26 protein-coding genes are annotated in these 24674 nt (G+C 58.2%); 22 read left to right on the top strand and 4 right to left on the bottom strand.

Going from position 1 to position 24674, the window contains the following annotated elements; translation table 11 throughout:
* Positions 1-10 precede the first annotated feature (10 nt).
* Positions 11-2029 carry a sensor histidine kinase gene (locus AACY36_RS05410; protein ID WP_339496811.1) on the bottom strand — a complete coding sequence of 673 codons (2019 nt, stop codon included), beginning with the start codon at positions 2027-2029 and terminating at the stop codon, positions 11-13.
* A gap of 46 nt (positions 2030-2075) precedes the next feature.
* Positions 2076-2993 carry a putative 2-dehydropantoate 2-reductase gene (locus tag AACY36_RS05405; RefSeq protein ID WP_339417215.1) on the bottom strand — a complete coding sequence of 306 codons (918 nt, stop codon included), beginning with the start codon at positions 2991-2993 and terminating at the stop codon, positions 2076-2078.
* Between the two features lie 123 nt (positions 2994-3116).
* Between AACY36_RS05405 and AACY36_RS05400 the strand changes: the two genes are divergently transcribed.
* Both AACY36_RS05400 and AACY36_RS05395 read left to right on the top strand, forming a co-directional pair.
* Entirely contained in the window at positions 3117-3602 is a 486-nt protein-coding gene (locus AACY36_RS05400; RefSeq protein ID WP_159955504.1) for a YajQ family cyclic di-GMP-binding protein, read from the top strand.
* A 136-nt stretch (positions 3603-3738) separates the two neighbouring features.
* Positions 3739-4581: a mechanosensitive ion channel family protein gene (locus AACY36_RS05395; RefSeq protein WP_339417212.1), complete on the top strand. Its 843-nt coding sequence runs from the start codon at positions 3739-3741 to the stop codon at positions 4579-4581.
* A gap of 176 nt (positions 4582-4757) precedes the next feature.
* Here the strand turns inward: AACY36_RS05395 and AACY36_RS05390 are convergent, their stop codons facing one another.
* A complete protein-coding gene (locus AACY36_RS05390) occupies positions 4758-6080 on the bottom strand; it encodes an OprD family porin (protein ID WP_339417210.1) in 1323 nt (440 codons plus the stop codon).
* An 879-nt stretch (positions 6081-6959) separates the two neighbouring features.
* Here AACY36_RS05390 and AACY36_RS05385 point away from each other — a divergent pair.
* The gene (locus AACY36_RS05385) at positions 6960-7385 is read left to right on the top strand and encodes an HIT domain-containing protein (protein WP_339417207.1); all 426 of its coding nucleotides are present in this window, start codon (positions 6960-6962) and stop codon (positions 7383-7385) included.
* Positions 7386-7388: 3 nt separating this feature from the next.
* Positions 7389-7595 carry a SlyX family protein gene (locus AACY36_RS05380; RefSeq protein ID WP_015885618.1) on the top strand — a complete coding sequence of 69 codons (207 nt, stop codon included), beginning with the start codon at positions 7389-7391 and terminating at the stop codon, positions 7593-7595.
* A gap of 69 nt (positions 7596-7664) precedes the next feature.
* Here AACY36_RS05380 and AACY36_RS05375 read toward each other — a convergent pair whose 3' ends face one another.
* Entirely contained in the window at positions 7665-8267 is a 603-nt protein-coding gene (locus tag AACY36_RS05375) for a cold-shock protein (protein ID WP_339417205.1), read from the bottom strand.
* Between the two features lie 413 nt (positions 8268-8680).
* Here AACY36_RS05375 and AACY36_RS05370 point away from each other — a divergent pair, with 413 nt between their 5' ends.
* The 18 genes from AACY36_RS05370 (at position 8681) to AACY36_RS05285 (ending at position 24645) form a co-directional block, all read left to right on the top strand.
* Positions 8681-9154: a Dps family protein gene (locus AACY36_RS05370; protein WP_003193874.1), complete on the top strand. Its 474-nt coding sequence runs from the start codon at positions 8681-8683 to the stop codon at positions 9152-9154.
* Between the two features lie 181 nt (positions 9155-9335).
* Positions 9336-9680, top strand: coding sequence for a ribbon-helix-helix domain-containing protein (locus AACY36_RS05365; RefSeq protein WP_065889943.1), 345 nt, complete (start codon positions 9336-9338; stop codon positions 9678-9680).
* A 171-nt stretch (positions 9681-9851) separates the two neighbouring features.
* Entirely contained in the window at positions 9852-10073 is a 222-nt protein-coding gene (locus tag AACY36_RS05360; RefSeq protein WP_339417204.1) for an FmdB family zinc ribbon protein, read from the top strand.
* Between the two features lie 107 nt (positions 10074-10180).
* The gene (gene aspS, locus AACY36_RS05355) at positions 10181-11956 is read left to right on the top strand and encodes an aspartate--tRNA ligase (RefSeq protein WP_339417202.1); all 1776 of its coding nucleotides are present in this window, start codon (positions 10181-10183) and stop codon (positions 11954-11956) included.
* Positions 11957-12106: 150 nt separating this feature from the next.
* A complete protein-coding gene (locus AACY36_RS05350; RefSeq protein WP_339417200.1) occupies positions 12107-12853 on the top strand; it encodes a YebC/PmpR family DNA-binding transcriptional regulator in 747 nt (248 codons plus the stop codon).
* A 95-nt stretch (positions 12854-12948) separates the two neighbouring features.
* The gene (gene ruvC, locus AACY36_RS05345; protein ID WP_339417198.1) at positions 12949-13473 is read left to right on the top strand and encodes a crossover junction endodeoxyribonuclease RuvC; all 525 of its coding nucleotides are present in this window, start codon (positions 12949-12951) and stop codon (positions 13471-13473) included.
* A 66-nt stretch (positions 13474-13539) separates the two neighbouring features.
* On the top strand, positions 13540-14151 hold the full coding sequence (ruvA, locus tag AACY36_RS05340; RefSeq protein WP_003175802.1) for a Holliday junction branch migration protein RuvA: 612 nt from the start codon (positions 13540-13542) through the stop codon (positions 14149-14151).
* Positions 14152-15210, top strand: a complete 1059-nt coding sequence (gene ruvB, locus AACY36_RS05335; RefSeq protein ID WP_339417196.1) for a Holliday junction branch migration DNA helicase RuvB — start codon at positions 14152-14154, stop codon at positions 15208-15210.
* 139 nt (positions 15211-15349) lie between these two features.
* On the top strand, positions 15350-15805 hold the full coding sequence (gene ybgC, locus AACY36_RS05330; RefSeq protein ID WP_071484353.1) for a tol-pal system-associated acyl-CoA thioesterase: 456 nt from the start codon (positions 15350-15352) through the stop codon (positions 15803-15805).
* 1 nt (position 15806) lies between these two features.
* Entirely contained in the window at positions 15807-16502 is a 696-nt protein-coding gene (tolQ, locus tag AACY36_RS05325) for a protein TolQ (RefSeq protein WP_339417195.1), read from the top strand.
* A gap of 23 nt (positions 16503-16525) precedes the next feature.
* The gene (gene tolR / locus AACY36_RS05320; RefSeq protein ID WP_161793227.1) at positions 16526-16978 is read left to right on the top strand and encodes a protein TolR; all 453 of its coding nucleotides are present in this window, start codon (positions 16526-16528) and stop codon (positions 16976-16978) included.
* Positions 16978-18051, top strand: a complete 1074-nt coding sequence (tolA, locus tag AACY36_RS05315) for a cell envelope integrity protein TolA (protein ID WP_339417194.1) — start codon at positions 16978-16980, stop codon at positions 18049-18051. The genes tolR and tolA overlap by 1 nt, the downstream gene beginning before the upstream one ends.
* A 17-nt stretch (positions 18052-18068) precedes the next feature.
* Entirely contained in the window at positions 18069-19349 is a 1281-nt protein-coding gene (gene tolB, locus AACY36_RS05310) for a Tol-Pal system beta propeller repeat protein TolB (RefSeq protein ID WP_339417192.1), read from the top strand.
* Between the two features lie 55 nt (positions 19350-19404).
* A complete protein-coding gene (gene pal / locus AACY36_RS05305) occupies positions 19405-19905 on the top strand; it encodes a peptidoglycan-associated lipoprotein Pal (RefSeq protein WP_003193861.1) in 501 nt (166 codons plus the stop codon).
* A gap of 6 nt (positions 19906-19911) precedes the next feature.
* On the top strand, positions 19912-20739 hold the full coding sequence (gene ybgF / locus AACY36_RS05300; RefSeq protein WP_339417190.1) for a tol-pal system protein YbgF: 828 nt from the start codon (positions 19912-19914) through the stop codon (positions 20737-20739).
* 203 nt (positions 20740-20942) lie between these two features.
* The gene (locus AACY36_RS05295; RefSeq protein WP_339496809.1) at positions 20943-22454 is read left to right on the top strand and encodes a DUF6538 domain-containing protein; all 1512 of its coding nucleotides are present in this window, start codon (positions 20943-20945) and stop codon (positions 22452-22454) included.
* Between the two features lie 624 nt (positions 22455-23078).
* Complete coding sequence (locus tag AACY36_RS05290; protein WP_339496807.1) at positions 23079-23651, top strand: recombinase family protein; 573 nt, start codon at positions 23079-23081, stop codon at positions 23649-23651.
* A 550-nt stretch (positions 23652-24201) separates the two neighbouring features.
* Positions 24202-24645, top strand: a complete 444-nt coding sequence (locus AACY36_RS05285; RefSeq protein WP_339496805.1) for a hypothetical protein — start codon at positions 24202-24204, stop codon at positions 24643-24645.
* The last annotated feature ends 29 nt before the right edge of the window (positions 24646-24674 follow it).

Here is a 24674-nt window from a genome sequence, read left to right as displayed (position 1 = left end):
TCCAGTTGGTTCAATTCGTAGGGGGCAGTTGGCTGCCGGCCAAGGGTAGGCGCAGGGTGAAGCAGGTGCCTTGGCCGAGGGTGGAGTGCACCTCCATCTGGCCTTTGTGGTTGTTGGTGATGATGAAATAGGACACCGACAGCCCAAGCCCGGTGCCCTGGCCGATTTCCTTGGTGGTAAAGAACGGTTCGAAGGTGCGCTTACGCACGTTCTCGCTCATGCCGATGCCGTTGTCTTCCACTTGGATCTCCGCCCACGGCGGGTTGAGACGGGTACGCAGGATAATGCGCCCCGGCTCACTGCCGTCTGCACGCAGGTGGATGGCCTGGGCGGCATTTTTCAGCAGGTTGAGCAGCACCTGTTCCAACTCGTTGGCAGTGCCCGGAACCGGGCCCAGTTGGGGGTCGAACTGGCGGGTGATCGCCTGACCCTTGAAGTCAAAGCCGATGGCAAGGTCGAAGTCGTTACCGGCGATTTCCACGGCTTGGTCGATCAGCGCCGGCAAATCGCAAGGCGCCATTTGCCGGTTGCTACGGCGGCTGAAACTGAGCATATGGGTGACGATCTTCGCCGCCCGGGCTCCGGCCTGCTGAATACCATCGAGCAGTTGTGGCACGTCGCGGCCCTCGAGGTAACGGTTGACCGTGTCCAGTTCGATGCCAGCCTGTTCAGCGTGCTCCAGGTTCTTGGGTAGGTCGGGAGACAACCGGCGGCGGATGTTCTGCACGTTATGCAGGATCGCCCCCAGCGGATTGTTGATCTCATGGGCCATACCAGCGGCCAGGCCACCCACAGAGAGCATTTTTTCCGACTGCACCATCATTTCTTCCAGGGACAGGCGCTGGGTGATGTCATCGATCCGGATCACCACGCCACGCCCAGCGCCCCCCATCAGCGGGTAGAAGGTCAGGGCATAGTGCTTGGGTTCATCGTCTTTGAACCACGTGACGCGCTCGATGCGTTCCACGGTGTGCTGTTCGACGGTTGCCCTGATCTGCGGCAGGTACGGTTTGAGCGGCTGGAACGCCAGGTAAATCGGCTGGTTCAGGGCTTCATCCAGGCGCGTGCCGGAGAGGGCGCTGGCCTCCTGGTTCCATTGGGTGACGTAGAGCTGTTCATCCAGGGCGATCAGCGCCGAGGGCATCGAGTCGATGATACTGTTCAGATAGTTCTGAAACCCAGTGAGCTTTTTCTCGATCTTGCTGCGAACCTGGACTTCGAGTTCGAGCTTGCGATTGGTGTGGCGCGTTTCTTCGGCCAGGCCTTGGGCCTGGTCATAGGCGGCCTGGGAGTCGTCACGCGCACGCTTGAGTTGCTGCTCGCGCGCTTCGATACGCGACAGCATGGTGTTGAAGGCTTCGGCCAGGCTGCCGATTTCATCGTGATTGCCGCGGCCGGCGCGCAGGGCGTAGTTCTCTTCGCGGGTGACTTGGCGCGAGAGTTCTTCCAGTTCGTGGATCGGACGGGTGATCAGGCGTTTGATCTGGCGGGCAATGACCAGCCACAGCAGCACGCTGAAAATCAGGATGCCCAGGCTGGCCGTGAGCGTGCCGGTATAGAACGCCACCGGCAATTCACTGCTGGCCACCAGCAACAGATGCCCGGACGGCTGGCCCGCACGGGGCAGGGTGATGATCTGATTGCTGCGAAACTCGGTGACACGCCAGGCTTCGATATGCCGGTAGTGGTCCGGCAGGTGCAGGCGGTCGCCGTGTTGCATCTGCGCCAAAAGGTTGCCAGCACCGTCGTACAGGGCGGCTGCACGCAGGGGGGAATAGCTGGTTAGCTCATTGAGCAGGGCATCAGCTATCGCGGGCGACTCAAGGGCCTCGGCGGCGAGCGCGGGGTTGGACACCAGGCGGCCAATAGCCTGCAACGCCTGGGGCGCCATGCTTTCCTGGGAGATCCAGTAGGCGGCGCTGATAAAAGTCAGGTTGGCCACCAGCAAGACGGTGGTCAGCAGCACCAGCAGGGCGGCCAGCAGTTTCTGCCCGACCGGTAAGTTTTCAAGACGCTGGCGCAACGGCATCAGGGTTTTCCCAGGCAATAGACAGACGAGCAGGGTAGCGCGTGGCTCAGTCGCGGGGCAATCCGCGCGCGAGTAACTGCTCGACCAAGCGTACTTGCAGCTGTTGCAAATGCGGCAGGTTCAACTGATGACGGCTGGCTGCCTGGCAAGCATAGCCCAATAGATAGCTGATTTCGGTGCGTCGGCCGGCGGCCACGTCCTGGAACATGGAGGAGTAGTTGGCGGCCGTGGCGTGGATTACCCGTTCCACTTCTTGCTGCAGGTCCTGCGCGGCTGCGGGTTGGCCGCAGCATTCCAGCAGTTCACCGAGTTCGGCGCAGAGGGTGGCGACTTCGCAGTGATGGGCTTGCAGTTCTCCATTGCGGCACTGGTACAGCACCGTCAGTGGGTTGATCGCGCAATTGAGGGCCAATTTACGCCACAGCCGCGTGAGGATATCGGTGCTCCAATCGTGGGGGATGCTGGCGGCGTTCAAATCATCGAGCCAAAGTGGCGGGGTAGGGTGGCTGGCGTCTCCCAGCCAGGTATAGCCATGGCCGGCGAACACCACGCGCCATTCGCCATCGCGAAATGCGCCTTCGGTGCTGGAGGCAAAGATGCAGCGAACCTGGGGCAGTTGCGCGGCCACTGCGTCTTGGCTGCCCAGACCGTTCTGCAACAGGATCAGCTCGGCATCGGGTGTCAGTCGATGTTGCAACTGTGCGACAGCGTCTTGGGCGTCGTAGGCTTTGCACGCCACCAGCAGGCGATGAATCGGTTCGGGGCTGTCGGGCGTTTCGCCGATGACCGGGTAAGTGTGTTCGACGCCTTGTTCTATCAGGGTCAGCCCTTTGGCGGCCTGATAACTGGCCAGGCGTGCCTCATCGCGCAGGATCAACCTTACGGGCACGCCCGCACGTGCCAGGCGAGTGGCCCAGAGTGTGCCCAGGCTGCCAGCGCCGAGAATATGCCAGGTGGTCGACATCAGTTTGTGCTCCGTAGGGTCGCTCACAGTGAACGCGGCGAAAGAACCGCTATAATGCTCCGGCATTTTAGCTCGGGCGCGCTCCATCTCTACTGAGCCCGCCCCTTATATTGGAGAAATGACATGCCTTCGTTCGACGTGGTATCCGAACTGGACAAACACGAAGTCACCAACGCCGTCGAGAACGCCGTCAAGGAGCTGGATCGCCGCTATGACTTGAAAGGCAAGGGCAGCTTCGAATTCAAGGAAAAGGACCTGACCGTCAACCTGACCGCTGAAGCCGATTTCCAGCTGGAAGCGATGATCGAGATCCTCAAGCTGTCGCTGGTCAAGCGCAAGATCGATGCGCAGTGCCTTGAAATCAAGGATGCCTACGCCTCCGGCAAGCTGATGAAGCAGGAAGCCGTGCTCAAGGAAGGCATCGATAAGGAGCTGGCGAAGAAGATCGTTGCCCACGTCAAGGACGCCAAGCTGAAAGTCCAGGCCGCCATCCAGGGTGAGCAGGTGCGTATCACTGGCAAGAAGCGTGACGACCTCCAAGAGGCCATCGCGGCCTTGCGTGCCAAGACGTTCGATATGCCGCTGCAGTTCAATAACTTCCGCGACTGATGGCACATTGTGGAACCAGCGGGCGTTTTTGACGTCCCACGCCCTAGACACCTGCGCCCACTCTTGAGCCCTACGGGGCTCAATTGCATTTGTGGCCCGTGAATACGCCGAACATCCGGTAACCAGGAGAATGTTGATGGATTTGAACGCTGAAATGGATCACTTGATCAAGACCTCACAGTCGTGGATCCCGATGATCATGGAATACGGCAGCCGGGTATTGCTCGCTGTAATCACCCTGGCCATTGGTTGGTGGCTGATCAACGTATTTACCCACCGAGTAGGGCGCTTGCTGGCCACCCGTAACGCCGATCTGGCACTGCAGCACTTCGTCACCAGCCTGGCGAACATCGCGCTCAAAGTCATGCTGATTGTCAGCGTGGCCTCAATGATCGGCGTAGCGACCACCTCGTTCGTTGCTGCGATCGGTGCCGCTACCCTGGCCATTGGCCTGGCATTGCAAGGCAGCCTGGCCAACTTCGCCGGCGGCGTATTGATTCTGTTGTTCCGCCCGTTCCGTATTGGTGACTGGATCGAGGCCCAGGGCACCTCGGGTACCGTCGACAGCATCCAGATCTTCCACACTGTGCTGCGTACCGGCGACAACAAGACGGTGATCTTACCTAACGGCATCCTGTCCAACGGCATCATCACCAATACCAATCGTCAGCCGACTCGCAAGGTCGTGTTTGACGTGGGTGTGGACTATGACGCTGACCTGCAGAAAGCTCGCGAAGTGCTGCTGGAGTTGGCGAAAGATCCGCGCGTGCTGGCGGACCCGATGGCTGTGGCCGTGGTTTCAACCTTGGGCGACAGCTCGATCACCGTGTCCCTGCGCTGCTGGACCAAGACGTCGGATTACTGGGATTTGGTGTTCTTGTTCAATGAGCTGGCACGTGACCGTTTGAAAGCGGTGGGAATTGATATTCCGTTTCCGCAGCGGGTTATTCGGGTGGTGCAGGAAACCTCCGAGAAGTAATAAATAACGATTGTTGCAAGGCAACGTGGGCGAAAAGTCGGACTCAGTGATGGTTAGTTTGCTAGCTATGTAATTTGAAGCCCTGACAGTAATAAACTAGACATAAAAAAACCGCGTACCCGAACAGGTATGCGGTTTTTTTATTGCGTTTAAACGGTAATCGAACTACCGGTTAATTACAAAATGCTCAACGGGTATTCGACAATCAGACGAGTGTCATTGTTGTCAGCGGAATAACCACTGTAGGCACCGTTAGAGCGATACATGGCGAAGCGCAGGCGGAACGACAGGTCTTTGGCCGGTCCGCTTTGCATAACGTACTTGGACTCGGCATCCCACTCGTTCTCCTTGCCTTCACCCAAGCCATTGGTCTTGATGTTGTCACCTTTGACGTAGCGGGTCATGAAGCTCAGGCCAGGAACACCATAGCTCGCCATGTTGATGTCGTAACGAGCCTGCCAGGAACGTTCGTCGCGACCCACGAAGTCGGATATCTGGATCGAGTTGGAGACGAAGATCGTACCGTTACCGTCGACGCCATAGTAGTAGCCGTTGTCACCGCTGGAGCGTTGGTGAGCGATCGTGAACTTGTGAGCGCCAATGCTGTAGGCGGCTTGCAAGCTCCACAGGTTGTTGTCTACACCCCGAGTACCGTCGCCGATCATATCGACCTGGTCACCACGCTTGTCACCCCGGGTACGGTACCCGTTGAGATCGAAGTTCAGCGATTGGGTGTCGCTCATCGGAAAGGTGTAGTTCAGATTGACATACTGCTTCTTGAAGTACTGATCAACATCCGACGCTGCGAAAGTGCCGGTAAGGCCTTCGGTAAATGCGTAGGTTGCGCCGAAGATATTGGCTGCGGTCAGACCTTTGCCATTGTCGAAGCCGTCGGAAACACCGCTGATGCTGTCGCGGCCCATGCCGGTTTGCTTGCTCAGGGCGGTGAAGCGACCTGCACTCAGCTCCAGGCCTTTGATTTCAGTGGAGGTGATCATAGTGCCCGTAGCGATTTCAGGCAGCAGGCGGCTGTCATCAGTCGAGAACACAGGGCTGGCGACGGTTTGTTGACCGTATTTCAAAACAGTATCGGAAATACGGAACTTGATGGCCGCGCCGCCCTTGGACTGAGTCCGTTCAGGGTTGCCATCACTGTCATTGGCGAACAGGCCGTTACCGCGACGGCCCGAACCGCCATCCAGCTTGGCCGAGCCCATCACGAATGCGTCAAGGCCAACACCAACGGTACCTTGCGTGAAGCCGGACTTGTATTGGAGCAGCTCACTGATACCGGTATCTTGACGATAGCCGCTTGTGCCCGAAGAAGGGTTACTCGCGCCATTCTTGTAATCACGGTTCATGTATTCCATGCGAGACTTGGCCGTGAGGCTTTGATCTTCGAGGAAACCCTTGGATTCGTCTTGAGAAGACGCCATTGCGAACTGCGTAGTGCCTGCTGAAACAGCCAGGGCGATCATGCTCCACTTCATCACGCGCATCGTGATTTGCTCCTTTGGTTTTAGGAAGAGTACTGCCGTCCCACCTGTATTTTTGTCTGGGCGGCTCTTTCTTTTTGTGTCGGCGCAAAGTTATATCACGCTGACAATGTTGGCGATACTTGCCCCACTTTCCTTTCAGCTTCTTTACGAGCGACGAGCGGGTCGTAAATTGCTAGATCCATGTCGCAATTTCACAGCCTCACTGTAACGAGACTGACAACTTCAATGCTGTGTCCATACCGTTAAAAGCGCGTAGAAAACGTGATTTTAAAGTTTGAAATCTTCCCTGGTGCACACTGAACCGCTGTTGTTTTCATCGCGAAACACCTGGATCCCTTCAGGTGCCGTTGCCGACGATAGGGGGATGAATGCAACAAGCGCGCCCAAACCGAAAATTGAATGTCATTTTTTCGTGAAAAACGTTACAGCTTCGTGAAAACCGCACAAACACGGGGTTTTTACGCCGATTGGTTAGGCCGTGATGCCCATGCTCTTTGGCTGTTCGCGAGTGCATAAATCCTTAACCTTGCAAAAACGTTACCCGTTCACCCCATTCGGTGGGTAGACGGAGGCTCGCTTTGAGGCATGAGTGGGTCATTTTGGTGCAATAACCCTCATGGCTCGGTTTGCAGTGATGGCTCAATGCCTTTGCGTGTTGAGGCCTCTGTACCGAGGGTCTCGTCGCAATGGTTCGACCAGCATCTGGCCAATCGCTGAAGTAGTGGTCATTGAGCGTAGTCGAAATATTCGACTGTCTCGAAATGGTGCGCCTCTTTTTTACCATGCGTTGCAAATGCGCATATGGCGCGGCGTGAAGCAGTACCGATTCGCAGGTATGCTATCGGCCTTGAACCTGTCCTGCCGAACGGAGTGCCTGCGGTGTTCGCTTTAGATCAACGCCTTCAACAAGACACGCTGGTCATTGGGGATTTCCCCCTCTGTCGCCTGCTGCTGTCCAATGACTCGAACTACCCTTGGTTCATCCTGGTGCCGCGTATCAACGGTATCAGCGAAATGTTTCAACTGGATGTCACCGACCAGCAGCGCTTATGGCAAGAAACCACCGCCTTGGCGCAATTGCTGAATGAAGGCCTTGCGGCTGACAAGATGAATATCGGCGCACTGGGCAACGTAGTCAGTCAGTTGCACGTGCACGTGATCGTGCGCAAACGCGACGACGCCGCTTGGCCGGCGCCGGTGTGGGGCAGGCATCCGGCCCAGCCTTACACCGATGACCAAGTGACAGCCATCCGCGCTCGTCTGCGTGAGCTGCTGCCTGCCGATTTCATCTTTACCCAGGGCTGAATTATGGATTTGCAAGACCGCGTTACCGACCTGGAAAGCCGGCTGGCCTTCCAGGATGACACGATCGAGACCCTTAACGACATTCTGGTCACGCAGCAGCGTGCGGTCGAGCGCCTGCAGTTGCAGATGACCGCGCTGCTCAAGCGCCAGGAAGAGATGGGCGGCCAATTCGAGACATCGGAAGAAGAAGCACCGCCGCCTCACTATTAATAGCCGCGCATAAAAAAACCGCGATCCAGCAATGCTGGCTCGCGGTTTTTTTTGCTGCGAAGGCGCGTATCAGCGACGCGGCAGTGCAGCGATCACGTCTTCGGCTTGCAGGCCTTTGTCGCGATTCATGACGGAGAATTCCACGCGCTGGCCTTCCACCAGGACGCGATGGCCTTCGCCGCGAATGGCCCGGAAGTGGACGAAGATATCGTCGCCCGAATCGCGGGAAATAAAGCCGAAGCCTTTGGACGTGTTGAACCACTTGACGGTACCGGTATCTCGATTGGTCATGTCGTAGGTTGGCGACGAGGCCGCAGGAGACGAACGGTAGAAGCTGATGGCCAAGTGAAGAACGATGGCGACCACAGCAATCACCAGGCTGAGCAGGATGGCCGGGTGGCCGCCGACTTCTGGCATGGGGGCCAGGAGGGTGAGGGTTTGTACGACAACGGTCAGCACCAGCAGCGCGCTGACCAGGTTTTGCAGTTGATGACGTGTGCCTTTGTTCCAGTAAGGGATCACGGGTGCCAGCGTCAGGTTAAGAAGGCCGAACAAGGCCAGGTACAGAGCGTCGTGTTGTTCCAGGTAGGGAGGGCTTCCCTGTTGCAAGCTCGGTATAAAGGACAGCAGCAAAGCTGCAACGCCCGTTAGCAGGTGGACGATTTTCAACATTTTGATTAACTCACGTTAAGACGGATCACGAGGAAGAGCTGACTGGCACGGTTCGCTTCTGAACAATGGGAGGCGTTGGGCACGTGCGCGGGTATCAGCCTATGTCGCTGCCGCAGAAAGTAACGGCGACGACACGCCGTCTATTTAACAGCAAAGGCTGTGGCTACTCAAATCAAGCATTTCGGGGTGTTGCAAGGAGGACGGCATTTCTGCGTCAAACGCTTGTCCTAGACACGTACAGGCCCTTCACACGGCTGGTAGAGATATTTCCCACATGGCTCGACGGCTGCGGCTGCGCCGTTTGGCAGGTTACACCGGGGCGAATTGCCGCTCCGGGCTGCGCATCACCGGCACTCTTGCTAGAGTGGTCCTGCACCTGATCAATAAATGCTTGTCAATTGAAGGGGATAAACATGGCAATCGATATCGGTATCAGTGAAGAAGATCGTAAATCCATCGTCGATGGGCTTTCACGACTGCTTTCCGATACCTACGTACTGTATCTGAAGACCCACAACTTCCATTGGAACGTCACGGGCCCCATGTTCCGTACGTTGCACCTGATGTTTGAAGAGCAGTACAACGAGTTGGCCCTGGCGGTGGACTCCATTGCCGAGCGTATCCGCGCCCTGGGTTTCCCGGCGCCGGGTGCGTATTCGATCTATGCCCGTCTTTCTTCTATCAAGGAAGAAGAGGGCGTACCCAGTGCCGAAGAGATGATCAAGCAACTGGTGGCCGGTCAGGAAGCCGTCACTCGCACAGCGCGCGGCATCTTCCCATTGCTCGACAAGGTCAGCGATGAGCCCACGGCCGACCTGTTGACCCAGCGTATGCAGGTTCACGAGAAAACCGCGTGGATGCTGCGTTCGCTGCTCGAAAATCAGTAAACGCCGACCCTGAGTGGCGCCGTCCTGGCGCCGCTCGCTTGTTTCCGCGCATTTCCTGGCGTTGTCCTACGCCGATCAACTCCCACGTCTTCTGGCTGCCCGCTGCTCGCTGCTGTTTTATAGGGCCATTGCCCAAGGGGATATCCCGTGGGCTGCTGTTTGGCAATGGAGTGTCAGGTGTATGTCACGTGGAGTCGGTAATGGAGTGATGGAAACCGGTGGTTTTCATAAGATACAGGTCGACCCTTTTGCAAAAGGGTTCGATATGGGGCTGGCCAAGCCATTGTCCCGGTCGGTGAGGCTCAACGGGTTTTCCACTTGTCTGCGGCTGGAGCAGATCTATTGGAATATCCTCACGGAAATAGCCAGGATCAACGCCTGTTCAGTCAGTGCGTTGCTGTCTTACGTCGATCGGGAAGTGCACTTGCGTTATGGCGGTGTGAAGAACTTCAGTGGGTTGGTCAGGGTGGTGTGCGTGGTTCACGTCTTGAAAGGGCGTATTGAACCTTCATACTCACCGGGGTAGTCACCGGGCACCGGGGTCGGCCCATGTATGAGCTGAGGTGGGTAAGGCTCAGGACAGAAAGCCGGCTGCGCTGCCTCGATTTACCAGATATAATCACGCGCTTTGCTACGCATGCTGCGAACCCGCAGGGCAGGCGTGGCGCAGTAACGATCTGATCGCCGAGACATCTCCATGCCCATGTACGACTATCAATGCGCTTCCTGTGGTCATCAGTTGGAAGCCATTCAGAAGATAAGCGCCGCGCCGTTGGTCGATTGCCCTGCCTGCCAGGCTCCGGAGCTCAGGAAGATGTTGTCCATGCCGGGCTTCCGCTTGAGCGGCAGCGGCTGGTACGAGACCGACTTCAAGACCGGCTCGAAGAAGAACCTGGCCGGCGGCGACAAAGCAGACTGAGTTGAACTCTACGCGCAGGCTCCTGCATTATCCGTCCCTTGCTTTAATGTACGGTGACGAGGCGGGCCTCCACCGAATTTCGAATTACGAGAAGTGAAACCACTACCATGATGCGCAGCCACTATTGCGGCCAACTGAACGAGACCCTGGAAGGTCAGGAAATCACCCTTTGCGGATGGGTTCACCGTCGCCGCGACCACGGCGGGGTCATCTTCCTCGATATCCGTGATCGTGATGGTCTGGCCCAAGTGGTGTTCGACCCGGATCGCGCCGAGAGCTTCGCCGCCGCCGACCGCGTGCGCAGCGAATACGTTGTGAAGATCACCGGCAAGGTTCGCCTGCGTCCCGCTGGCGCTGTGAACAAGAACATGGCGTCCGGCGGCATCGAAGTGCTGGGCTACGAGCTGGAAGTGCTGAACGAGTCGGAAACCCCGCCGTTCCCACTCAACGAGTACTCCGACGTGGGCGAAGAAACCCGCCTGCGCTACCGCTTCCTGGACCTGCGTCGTCCGGAAATGGCCGAGAAGCTGCGCCTGCGTTCGCGCATGACCACCAGCATCCGCCGCTTCCTCGACGAAAACGGCTTCCTGGACGTTGAAACGCCGATCCTGACCCGGGCCACCCCGGAAGGCGCGCGTGACTACCTGGTGCCTAGCCGTACCCACGCCGGCAGCTTCTTCGCCTTGCCGCAATCGCCGCAGCTGTTCAAGCAACTGCTGATGGTGGCCGGCTTCGACCGTTACTACCAGATCGCCAAGTGCTTCCGTGACGAAGACCTGCGCGCCGACCGCCAGCCGGAATTCACCCAGATCGACATCGAGACCAGTTTCCTCGATGAAAAAGAGATCATGGACCTCACCGAGCAAATGATCCGCAACCTGTTCAAGGAAGTGCTGGACTTGGAGTTCGGCGAATTCCCGCACATGACCTTCGAAGAAGCCATGCGCCGCTACGGTTCCGATAAGCCAGACCTGCGTAACCCGCTGGAACTGGTGGACGTGGCCGACCAGCTCAAGGAGGTCGACTTCAAGGTGTTCAGCGGCCCGGCCAACGATCCTAAATGCCGCATCGCCGCCCTGCGCGTGCCTGGCGGCGCGAGCATGCCGCGCAAGCAGATCGACGATTACACCAAGTTCGTCGGCATCTACGGTGCCAAGGGCCTGGCATACATCAAGGTCAACGAGCGCGCCAATGGCGTTGAGGGTCTGCAATCGCCGATCGTCAAGAACATCCCGCTGGACAACCTGAACGCGATCCTCGATCGCGTCGGTGCGGTCGATGGCGACATCGTGTTCTTCGGCGCCGACAAATCCAAGATCGTCAGCGAAGCGCTGGGCGCACTGCGCATCAAGCTGGGCAACGACCTCGACCTGCTGACCTGTAAGTGGGCACCGATGTGGGTTGTTGACTTCCCGATGTTCGAAGAGAACGACGACGGCAGCTTCAGCGCCTTGCACCACCCGTTCACCGCGCCGAAGTGCACGCCGGCAGAGCTGGAAGCCAATCCGGCTGGCGCTCTGTCCCGTGCCTACGACATGGTGTTGAACGGTACTGAGCTGGGTGGCGGCTCCATCCGTATCCACCGCAAAGAGATGCAACAGTCGGTCTTCCGTCTGCTGGGTATCAATGAAGCGGAACAGGAAGAGAAATTCGGCTTCCTGCTCGACGCCCTGAAATACGGTGCACCGCCCCACGGTGGCCTGGCCTTCGGCCTGGACCGCCTGGTGATGCTGATGACCGGCGCCCAGTCGATCCGTGAAGTGATCGCCTTCCCGAAAACCCAGAGTGCTGCGGACGTCATGACCCAGGCTCCAGGTGTGGTGGATGCCAAGGCATTGCGCGAACTGCACATTCGTCTGCGTGAGACGCCGAAAGCTGAGTAAGGCCGCAGCGTGAAAGCGCACTGAGGTTTACGCAGTCTAAAAAGGCGCATCTTCGGATGCGCCTTTGCGTTACAAGGGCTGTGCTTTAAAGAGGGAAGTCCCACCTGGGGTGGGATTGTTAAGGTTTCTACAGAATTTCGGAGTTGTGTTATGGCTGGCCATTCCAAGTGGGCGAACATCAAGCACCGCAAAGAGCGTCAAGATGCCAAGAAAGGCAAGATCTTCACCAAGTGGATCCGCGAGCTGACCGTCGCTGCCCGCCAAGGCGGTGGTGACCCTGGCTCCAACCCGCGTCTGCGCCTGGCGCTGGACAAGGCCCTGGGTGCGAACATGAGCCGCGATATCATCGACCGCGCCGTGGCCCGTGGCGCCGGTGCCGCCGATACCGACGACATGGTCGAGCTGAGCTACGAAGGCTATGGCCCGGGCGGGGTGGCGGTGATGGTCGAGTGTATGACCGACAACCGCAACCGCACCGCAGCGGCTGTGCGCCATGCGTTCAGCAAGTGCGGCGGCAACCTCGGTACTGACGGTTCGGTGGCCTACTTGTTCGAGCGCAAGGGGCAGATTTCCTTTGCACCGGGTGTGGATGAAGATGCACTGATCGAAGCCGCGATGGAGGCGGATGCCGACGACGTGGTGACCAACGACGATGGCTCCATCGACGTGTTCACCTCGTTTGCCGGGTTCTATGCCGTGCGCAATGCGTTGGAAGCCGCTGGTTTCAAAGGCACTGACGCGGAAATCGTGATGCTGCCGACCACCAGCGCCGAGCTGGATCTGGACGGTGCGCAGAAAGTGCTGAAGATGCTGGACATGCTCGAAGACCTGGATGATGTGCAGAATGTGTATTCGAACGCCGATATCCCGGAAGAAGTTGCCGCACAGCTAGGCTGATGGGTGACGTAGATCAAAATGTGGGAGCGAGCAAGCCCGCTCCCACATTGGATCTCCTCTGTATCGAAAATTGTTTTACCCAGCCTGCAGGCGCTATGACTTTAATCCTAGGTATCGACCCCGGTTCGCGCATCACCGGTTTTGGCGTGGTGCAACACACCCCGCGCGGCTGCATCTATGTCGCCTCGGGTTGCATCCGTACCGGCGCGGGCGAGTTGGCCGAGCGCCTGCAGATTGTCTATCGCGGCGTGCGTGAGGTGATCCAGACGTACGGGCCGGTGACCATGGGCATCGAGAAGGTGTTCATGGCAAAGAACGCCGACTCAGCCCTTAAGCTTGGCCAGGCCCGTGGCGCGGCCATCGTGGCCGGCGCGGAGGAGGGCATGGAGATTGCCGAGTACACCGCGACGCAGGTCAAGCAGGCCGTGGTCGGCACCGGTGGGGCCAACAAGGAACAGGTGCAGATGATGGTCATGCACATGCTCAAACTCACCGCCAAGCCGCAGATTGACGCCTCCGACGCCCTGGCCATCGCCATTTGCCATGCGCACACCCGATCCAGTCTCCTACCGCACGGCCTCGGTACGGCACGCAGTCGTGGCGGGCGCCTGCGTCTCTGATAGCATCAGCGCAATCGTTATTTCCGGTCAGGCCTTGATCTGACCCCAAGCTTTAAGGAACGAACCGTGATTGGACGCTTGCGCGGCACCCTGGCTGAGAAACAGCCGCCGCACCTGATTCTGGATGTAAATGGGTTGGGGTATGAGCTGGAAGTGCCCATGACCACCTTGTATCGCCTGCCGTCGGTCGGTGAGCCGATAACACTGCACACTCATTTGGTGGTGCGCGAAGACGCACAACTGCTCTATGGTTTCATTGGCAAGCGCGACCGTGACTTCTTCCGCGAGCTGATCCGCCTCAATGGTGTGGGGCCGAAACTGGCCCTGGCCTTGATGTCGAGCCTGGAAGTGGATGAACTGGTGCGAGCTGTTTCGGCCCAGGATACCTCTGCGTTGACCAAGGTGCCCGGCGTCGGCAAAAAGACCGCCGAGCGCCTGCTGGTGGAACTCAAGGACCGCTTCAAGGCCTGGGAAGTCGTGCCGAGCATGTTTGCGCTGGTGCCGAACCAGCCGGATATGCCGGCGGGGCAGGTCGCCAGCGCCGAAAGTGATGCGGTCAGTGCGCTGATCTCCCTGGGCTACAAGCCGCAGGAAGCCAGCAAGGCCGTATCGGCCATCAAGGACAAGAACCTGAGCAGTGAAGACATGATCCGCCGTGCCCTGAAGGGAATGATTTAAGTGATTGAAGCTGATCGTCTGATCGCGGGCACCGGCCCGCGCGACCGTGAAGAAATCCAGGACCGCGCCATCCGTCCACTGAGCCTGGCGGACTATATTGGCCAGCCTACCGTGCGCGAGCAGATGGAATTGTTTATCCAGGCCGCGCGCGGACGCAGTGAATCCCTGGATCACACGCTGATCTTCGGCCCGCCGGGTCTGGGCAAGACCACCCTGGCCAACATCATTGCCCAGGAAATGGGCGTGTCGATCAAGTCGACCTCCGGCCCGGTGCTGGAGCGTCCGGGCGACCTGGCAGCATTGCTGACCAACCTTGAGCCGCACGATGTGCTGTTTATCGACGAGATCCACCGACTCTCGCCGATTGTCGAGGAAGTGCTGTATCCCGCGATGGAAGACTTCCAGCTCGATATCATGATCGGCGAAGGCCCTGCGGCGCGCTCGATCAAGCTCGACCTGCCACCTTTCACGCTGGTCGGCGCCACCACCCGCGCCGGCATGTTGACCAACCCGCTGCGAGACCGTTTTGGCATTGTTCAACGTCTAGAGTTCTATAGCACCGCAGACTTGGCGACCATCGTCAGCCGTTCGGCAGGCATTCTTGGCTTGCCGCTTGACCCGGAAGGCGCGTTTGAAATCGCCCGTCGCGCCCGTGGTACGCCACGGATTGCCAACCGCTTGCTGCGTCGCGTGAGGGATTTTGCCGAAGTGCGGGCCAAGGGCCATATCACCAAGCCCGTGGCCGACCTGGCCTTGAACCTGCTGGATGTGGATGAACACGGCTTTGATCACCAGGATCGACGTCTACTCTTGACCATGATCGAGAAGTTCGACGGGGGGCCGGTGGGCGTCGACAGCCTGGCGGCGGCGATCAGCGAGGAGCGCCATACCATTGAGGATGTGCTGGAGCCGTACCTGATCCAACAGGGTTATATCATGCGCACTCCGAGGGGGCGCGTCGTGACGCGCCATGCCTACCTGCACTTCGGATTAAACATTCCGTCACGATTGGGTGAGATGCCCGTGGTAGACGAATTCCTCGATGCAGTGGACGATTAAAAGCTTCACGAAAGTCGATTTATTCGATGTTTGTGCTGTCCTAGTGGCTGGCGTCGTCTTTCAGTCACTGGATATGTTTCAGAGAATGAAAAAACAGTTGCCTGGCCGGATTGGCAACCTGAGGAGTAAGCACTAGAGTATGCGCGCGCAAAACGGGGATCAGTCGTTCGCTCATCGCTGTCGCGTTTATTACGAGGACACCGATGCGGGCGGCATCGTGTATTACGTCAATTACCTCAAGTTCATGGAGCGGGCTCGAACCGAGCGGCTACGGGAGCTGGGCTTTGCCCAATCCCAGCTGGCAGGGGAGGACCTGTTATTCGTCGTGCATTCCAGCGAGGCGCGCTATCACGCGCCGGCGCGGCTGGACGATGAATTGCTGGTAAGCGCTGAAGTAATCGAATTGAACCGTGTCAGCCTGCGTTTCAAACAGCAGGTCAGGCGGGCAACGGATGCAACGCTGCTCTGTGAGGGGCAGTTCCTGGTGGCCTGTGTGCGCACCAATAGTTTGAAACCCCGGGCCATTCCCGAAGCTCTACGTGCGGCCTTTGCCGGCGTAAGCGGCGCGGGTAAACAATCAAAGCAGGAGATTTAGCGTGGAACCTACCGTCGTCGACCATTCCTCCATGTGGAGCCTGGTCAGTAATGCCAGTGTTGTGGTTCAACTGGTGATGCTGACCCTGGTAGCCGCATCGGTTACCTCTTGGGTCATGATTTTTCAGCGCAGCAACCTGCTGCGTGCCGGTCGACGTGCCCTGGAGAGCTTTGAAGAGCGCTTCTGGTCGGGTATCGATCTGTCCAAGCTGTACCGCCAGGCCGGTAGCAACCCGGACCCGGATTCGGGCGTCGAGCAGATCTTCCGCGCGGGCTTCAAGGAATTTTCCCGTCTGCGCCAGCAGCCAGGCGTGGACCCGGAAGCGGTCATGGAGGGTGTGGCCCGCGCCATGCGCGTCGCCATTTCCCGTGAAGAAGAGAAGCTTGAGCAGAGCTTGCCGTTCCTCGCCACCGTCGGTTCCGTGAGCCCATACATCGGCCTGTTCGGTACCGTGTGGGGGATCATGAACTCCTTCCGCGGCCTGGCCCAGGCCCAGCAAGCGACCCTGGCCACCGTTGCCCCGGGTATCGCTGAAGCCCTGGTCGCCACCGCGATCGGCCTGTTCGCTGCGATCCCGGCAGTAATCGCCTACAACCGTTTCGCCGCTACCAGCGAAACGTTGATTGGCCGTTACTACACCTTCGCCGATGAGTTCCAGGCGATCCTGCACCGTAAAGTGCACACCAGCGAAGAATAAGCAGGTAATTCCCAATGGCTTTAATCGCTCGAGCTCGCAAAAAGCGCAAGCCGGTCGCCGAGATGAACGTAGTGCCTTACATCGACGTGATGCTGGTGCTGCTGGTTATCTTCATGGTGACCGCGCCGATGCTCAACCAGGGCGTGAAGGTTGATCTGCCCAAGGTTTCCAGTGAAGCCTTGCCGCAAGACAACAACACTCAGGTCCTGACCATTTCGATCAAGGCTGACAAGACCTATTACTGGAACCTTGGCAGCGAAGTCGACACCCAGAAGCAGCAGGACAAGGCCCTCACCTTGCCAGCGATGACTGACGCTGTGACCAAGATCATTCGCTCCGGCAACGAAGGCGGCAAGCACACCCAGGTCTTCATTCGCGGTGACAAGTCGGTCGACTACGGCTCCGTCATGGGCGCCATGGGCGGGCTGCAGAAGGCCGGCGTCGGTAACGTTGGCTTGATTACCGAGGCGCCCTGATGCAGCAACAGCGAGAGCCGTCCGCCTCGGAAAGCTTCTTCTGGCCTAGCGTCTGGGCAATTGCCCTGCACGTCCTGGTGTTTGGCATGCTGTTCGTCAGCTTTGCCATGACCCCGGACCTGCCGCCAGCCAAGCCTATCGTGCAGGCGACCCTGTATCAGCTGAAATCGAAAAGTCAGGCCACCACCCAGACCAATCAGAAGATTGCGGGTGAGGCCCAGAAGTCGGCTGCGCGCCAGACTGAAGTCGAACAGATGGAGCAGAAGAAGGTCGAGCAGGAAGCGGTGAAGGCTGCTGCGGAACAAAAGAAAGAAGAGGCGGCTCAAAAGGCCGAGGAATCGAAAAAGGCTGACGAAGCCAAGAAAGCTGACGAGGCGAAAAAGGCGGATGAAGCCAAGAAGTCCGAGAAAGCTGCCGAAGCTAAAAAGGCTGAAGAGAAACAATTGGCTGATATAGCCAAGAAGAAATCTGAAGAAGAAGCCAAGAAAGCTGCTGAAGAAGAGGCCAAGAAAAAGGCCGCTGAAGACGCCAAGAAGAAAATAGTCGAAGACGCGAAGAAAAAAGCCGCCGAAGACGCCAAGAAAAAAGCTGAAGCAGACCAGGCGAAGAAGAAAATCGCCGACGACGCGAAGAAGAAAGCTGCCGCCGACGCCACCAAGAAAAAGGCCCAGGAAGCAGCGCGTAAATCCGCCGAAGAGAAAAAGGCCCAGGCCTTGGCTGATTTGCTTTCCGACACGCCTCAGCGTCAGCAAGCCTTGGCCGATGAGCAAGGCGATGATGTCGCGGGCAGTTTCGACGACCTGATTCGGGCGCGGGCAGCAGAAGGCTGGACACGTCCACCTTCGGCGCGTAAAGGCATGACAGTAGTGCTGCAGATCGGCATGTTGCCGGACGGTACGGTGACTTCGGTCAGCGTGGCCAAGTCCAGTGGTGACGGTTCGTTCGACAGTTCGGCGGTTGCCGCGGTCAAGAATATTGGCCGGTTGACCGAGATGCAGGGAATGAAACCAAGCGACTTCGCTCCCTATCGATCATTCAAGATGACATTCACACCTGAGGATCTAGCCTTGTGAGAAACCTTCTTCGAGGAATGCTTGTCGTTATTTGCTGTATGGCAGGGATAGCGGCGGCGGATGAAAAGAACATCCTGGTCACCAGCGGTAGCGATCGGGCCACCCCGATCGCGGTAGTACCGTTCGGCTGGCAGGGCGGCAGCGTGCTGCCGGACGACATGGCCCAGATCGTCGGTGACGACCTGCGCAACTCCGGCTACTACGCACCGATTCCAAAGGGCAACATGATCAGCCAGCCGAACCAGGCCAGCGAAGTTGTGTTCCGAGACTGGAAGGCTGTTGGCGCCCAATACCTGATGGTCGGCAACATCACGCCGGCCGGCGGTCGCCTGCAAATCACCTACACTTTGTTCAACGTGGCGACCGAGCAGCAGGTCTTGACCGGCAGCGTTTCGGGCACCACCGAACAACTGCGGGACATGGCCCACTACATCTCGGACCAGTCGTTTGAAAAACTCACCGGCATCAAGGGTGCGTTCTCGACGCGTCTGCTTTATGTAACGGCTGAACGTTTTTCCGTGGATAACACGCGCTACACGCTGCAGCGCTCGGACTACGACGGTGCACGCGCAGTGACCCTGCTGCAATCGCGTGAGCCAATCCTGTCGCCGCGCTTTGCGCCGGACGGCAAGCGTATTGCCTATGTGTCTTTTGAGCAGCGCCGCCCACGGATTTTCGTGCAGCACATTGATACTGGCCGTCGTGAGCAGATCACTAACTTTGAAGGCCTCAACGGTGCACCCGCGTGGTCGCCGGATGGTTCGCGCCTGGCGTTCGTGCTGTCCAAAGATGGCAACCCGGATATCTACGTGATGAACATGGCTTCGCGCCAGCTCAGCCGCGTAACCAATGGCCCTGGCATCAATACCGAGCCGTTCTGGGGTAAGGATGGTTCGACCATTTACTTCACCTCTGATCGTGGCGGTAAGCCACAGGTCTACAAGGCAAACGTGAATGGCGGCGGTGCGGAACGTGTGACCTTTATTGGTAACTACAACGCCAACCCTAAGCTTTCGGCCGATGAAAAGACGCTGGTGATGATTCACCGTCAGGATGGTTTCACTAATTTCCGGGTTGCGGCCCAGGATTTGCAGCGCGGAACCGTAAAAATCCTCACAGATACCAACCTTGATGAGTCAGCCACTGTTGCGCCCAACGGCACCATGGTAATCTACGCCACCCGCCAGCAGGGCCGGGGAGTCTTGATGCTCGTGTCCATTAATGGACGCGTAAGGCTCCCGCTTCCTACCGCACAAGGCGAAGTCAGAGAACCATCCTGGTCCCCTTACCTGAACTGACGCGGCGCTACAAAAAGAAGTACTTAACACACTGGGGTTCATTAGGAGTTTCACGATGGAAATGCTGAAGTTTGGTAAGTTTGCTGCTCTGGCTCTGGCTCTGTCCGTAGCTGTTGGTTGCTCGTCTAAAGGCGGTGACAATGCCGGTGAAGGCGCAGCTGTTGATCCAAACGCTGGTTACGGCGCTAACACTGGTGCAGTTGACGGCTCCCTGAGCGAAGAAGCTGCTCTGCGCGCGATCACCACTTTCTACTTCGAATACGACAGTTCGGACCTGAAACCAGAGGCCATGCGCGCTCTGGACGTTCACGCGAAGGACCTGAAAGCTAACGGCGCTCGCGTTGTTCTGGAAGGTAACACTGACGCCCGTGGTACTCGTGAGTACAACATGGCACTGGGCGAGCGTCGTGCGAAAGCCGTTCAGCGCTACCTGGTACTGCAAGGTGTTGCTCCAGGCCAACTGGAACTGGTTTCCTACGGTAAAGAGCGTCCAGTTGCCACCGGTAACGATGAGCAGTCCTGGGCTCAAAACCGTCGCGTCGAACTGCGTAAGTAATTCGTCATGCGAACGTGCCGTCGTGCTCTAACTGTATTGGCTCTCAGCCTCGCACCGCTTGCGGTGTGGGCTGCGGTTCCTGTGGAAGATAGCAACTCAGGCTATAACAATAGCGGGAGCAGCTATCCACCAGCGGGTTATGGTACGAACGGCGCCTATGCGGGGGGAGCGGTTACGTCCGCTCCCTCGGCACAGGGCGAACTGTTCAACCAGCTGCAACGCATGCAGGATCAATTGGCGCAGCAACAAGGCACCATTGAAGTACTGCAGAATCAAGTGAACCAGCTGAAGCAAGAAGGCCTGGAGCGTTACCAGGATCTTGATCGACGTATTGGAACCGGTGTTTCACCTGCCGCCACTCCTGATAATTCTTCTGCCGGTGGCGCGCCTAGCGCTGCTGCCGGTGGTGCCGCAGCGGGGGCTGCAAGCCAAGCCCCTGTCAGCAGCGAACCGGTTGATCCAGCGAAGGAAAAGCTGTACTACGATGCAGCCTTCGACCTGATCAAGGCCAAAGATTTCGATAAGGCCAGCCAGGCTTTTACCGCTTTCCTGCGCAAATACCCGAACAGCCAGTACGCGGGCAACGCCCAATACTGGTTGGGCGAAGTCAACCTGGCCAAAGGTGATGTGCAGGGTGCAGGCCAGGCATTTGCGAAGGTCAGCCAGCTGTACCCCAAGCACGCCAAGGTGCCGGATTCGCTGTACAAACTCGCTGACGTAGAACGCCGCCTGGGTCATACCGACAAGGTCAAAGGTATTCTGCAGCAGGTCGTCGCCCAATATCCGGGTACTTCAGCTGCCCAGTTGGCCCAGCGGGACCTGCAACGCCTGTAAGCAATGCCGCCCGTTTAGAAGAAACCCGCGCCTGGCGCGGGTTTTTTCGTTAGACGGATGGGGCACAAACCGCTTGCGCGAGATGGTCTTGGTGCCCATTCTACGGGCCTTTCAGCCCTGGTCGCACCGGGGCACACACGCCGATTATGCGGCTGATTGCCGGTGCAGATGACCGGGGCACGTGCCCCCCCCCTGGAGTCAGCATGTCCGACCACCTCATGAAGCGCGATGGCCGATTCATATACCGCCGTCGATTCCCCGTCGATGTTGCTTTGATCGTGGGGCGCAAGGAGTTCCGCAAATCACTAGGCACGAGTGACCGCCGGGAGGCTTTGTTACTGGCTCGCCAGGTATCAGTGGAGTTCGATAGGGCTGTAGCTGATGCGCTGGCTGAGACGGCGCAGGATGCTGCGGTAGCGGCCTCCCAGGGCATTGTTGGGCAGTCGTCAAAGGTCACCGCAGACACCATTCTAGAGCGCTTGCGGGCTGTTATCGACGCTGGTACGAGGTCGGCAATTGAGGCTCTGGACAGGGGGCAGCGCTTGACGCCCACCTGGGCTGCCGAGATGGCTTGGCGCAAGGAGGCGTTGTTAGCGATTGCTGATGGTAAACACCCTGGCGCGGCTAATTATTCCCCTGTCGAAGCGATGGCCGTATACCGCAATATAGAGGTCCTGGAGCGCGGTGAGTTGCCTGCCTTGGCGAGTGCTGCCGTGCTGCCGCCAGAGCCCGCAGACGAGCCTGTAACCCAGCCTGCGCCAGTTGTGGTCGAGGCTCGCCCACGAGCGGGACAGGTGACTGGTGCAGAGTTCGCCAAGGTGCTGACCCTGTATTGCGAACATGCGTCTCGTCGCCGTGCCCAGCAAGTACAGACACTTTGTCGTGAAGCGCTGCGCTGGCCTGCCACACCTGCCGAGCAGGTGCAAAATATCCTGGCCTATGGCAAGCGACGATTGGGCGCTGGCGTACAGGCTTCCTCCTTAAATACCAGCACGAACGCCTTGCTTGCGGTACTCCGCTGCATGGCTGGCTGGGAGGGGATTAAGTTGCCACGGCTCGACGCGACGGCGAAGACAATACGTTCAGGTGCCGGTGCCCGGAAGGAAGCCCGACAGCCTATCCCGCTTGGAATCCTGCGCGATTGTATTGCCGATATGCAAAAGACCGCCCCGAAGGTGGATGCTGCCGCGTTGGTGTTGCTCGCCCGTTACGGCATGCGTCCATCGGAACTGCTGCGCGAAAGCTCCACGTCCTTGGTGGTGCGTGAGGACATCATGGGCGGCAAGGCATTGGTGTTTCTGGCTGGGCTGTCGGGTAGGAAGACCGAGGCGAGCCGACGCGATCTGCCTGTACATGATGACGATGCTGAGTTATTCCGCATGGTGCTGGCTGAGCGGGGGGCGCCTGCTGATCCTGAGAAACGAACTGAGCAGCGGGTGCGCAGGCTGCACGATTTGATGGGGCGTCGTTTGCCAGCCGGGTACACGCTTTACGGTGTCCGGCATACCGCCACTGACCTGATGCGCCACGCTGGCGCTACTGATGACGAGGCGGGCGCGATCCTTGGGCACACGTCACGGCAGAGCATCACGGCTATTTATGGTGGCAAGTCTCCCCTGACTGCGCAGCGCGAATTGCTGGATAAGGTGCGTGAACTGTTGATAGGTCCGCCTGAATCTATAGCGTCGAGTGCGATGGCGAGTAGCCATGACTGAGCTTTGACGTTCTGCTACCATCTCGAAATCTATTGATTTGGTAAGGAAGCTAAATGTGCATCTTCGGCTGGATATTGACGATTCTTGGTTGTGTATGGGCATTCTCTGGAGTTACCCGGATTATCGCAGCCGCCATGGGCGCAGTCCCTGGGCCAGAGAAGCACTTTGTCGCGGGCGCTATTACGCTGGCGTTGTCTGCTCTTGCCATATGGGGCGGAGGTAAGTTGCGGGCAAAGGCGGCGCGAGCAAAAGCGCTTAATACTTCTGCTTGATCCTTCTCGGCTTACATCTGTTTGCGAGTGCATACGCAGCCTAAAATTTGCCATATCCATGCGTGTGGGTCTCTCCGATACCATCACGTCCCTTTCCCCCGTAGGCCCTCTGTAGCACGCCAGTGGCACCAATCGCCAGGGGGGATTGCCGTCTTACAGTGGCGCGCACCATGCGCATCCCGCGTAGAGAATGAGGAAGGCGAACCGGCAGGCTATCTAGGCAGGGCTCATCAATCGACCGTATGATGATACCGTTCGTCGCCTACGGTATGAGGTGTCAACTAATGCGTTTGACGACTTGATGATACCAAATCATCATGACACCACCTTTGATGACACCTGAGTCCTGACCATGAATCGCATCTTCCTTTACGCCCGAGTGTCCACCACTGACCAGACTACCGATAACCAAGTGCTGGAAGTCCAAGCTAATGGCTTCGCTGTGGAGCCGAAGCGTGTGATTACTGAGACTGTATCGGGTAGCACCTGCGCTAAAGATCGCAAGGGCTTCGCCAAGCTGCTGGAGCGGATGGAAGACGGGGATGTGCTGATCGTCACTAAGCTGGACCGCCTGGGCCGTAATGCTATGGACGTGCGCAGCACCGTGGACTACCTAGCAGCGCAGGGTATCCGTGTGCATTGCTTAGCCCTCGGCGGGGTAGACCTGACCAGTCCAGCGGGCAAGATGACCATGCAGGTACTGGCGGCAGTGGCAGAGTTTGAGCGGGACCTACTGATCGAACGCACCCAAGCGGGCCTGGAGCGCGCTAAGGCAGAAGGCAAAGTCTTAGGCCGTCCGGTTGCTACTGGCACCACGGCAAGCGTACAGGCGGTCAAGGCGAAGGGATTGACTCAGTCGGCAGTAGCTGCGGACCTGGGCATCAGCTTGGCTACCGTCAAGCGTCACTGGAACATCGCAGCATAATCAAGCCCGGTGGGGAGGTGCAATGCCTCCCGCGCTATGTTGGAGGCGAACGGATTCAAGAGCGTAGCCACCCACACGGGACTGTCTTGCCTTCAAGCTTCCTGACGCAGCTCCACCATCGTGACCAAGTCACCCAAGCTTTGCCGTCTTACGCAGTCCACCAGTCACAACAACAGACGCGAATCTTCTAGCACGATTGCACTCGCAGCCGCAAATGATATTGCGGTATTACTTTTTAATTGTCACATACGTAGGAGAGATGGGATTAAGGTACGTCTCCACGGCGTATCCACTGGCACCTGACATTCATCAGGGCAACCCGCAATTGATCCCGCTTCACTGTGCCGCCTAGCTTTCTGCTGAATGTGTGCACCCGCCGCATATTCCACCCTTCTGCTACACCCGCCAGCACCCACGCTGTGCATCCCTGTGGCGCTCTTTTGAGCGTTCTGAAAGCAAGCCAGACCCACCCCATTCATCCCTGAAAGCCTCGGCCTGTATGTGTTTTGGCATTCAGCCACATTACCCTCCAAAATAGCTTTGGTGATCTATGCGCCTTGCATTCCCAAGCCCGATCCAGCCTGTCCAGGCGGACGGCAGTCGGTACGTCCGACAGTACAAACCAGTCCGTTACCACGCATTAAAGGGCAGATTTCCGCGCACTAAGGCGCTGGTCGTCCTGGCGTTACAACAGCTCAATCATCGACACCAAGGACCAGTAACCATCGGTGCGATCCTCAAACACAACACCACGTTGAACCGTACCAGCGTCCACCGGGCATTGGTTGACCTGCACTATGAAGCGCACCTCGTGTGGCTGCCTGTGCCGAACGCTGAGCACATCACCAGTTATCTGTTGGGCACCAACCGCTCAATGGTCGGCTTGCCTCCCCTGGGGCCTGCTGAGCAGCGAGAGGCTGTAGCCGCTGAGCGCACCCTCAAGCTGATGCTGGATGACCACATCGAGAAGGCCCTGCGCAAGCGTTCCCGCTGAGTCGTTGCACTCGCAAACCGAAACAGCCA

The organism is Pseudomonas sp. EA_15y_Pfl1_P101 (assembly GCF_963970835.1).
GTDB lineage: Bacteria > Pseudomonadota > Gammaproteobacteria > Pseudomonadales > Pseudomonadaceae > Aquipseudomonas > Aquipseudomonas tritici.
The sequence above is the reverse complement of the archived record's forward strand: the minus strand, read 5'-3'. Positions and strand labels throughout refer to the sequence as shown.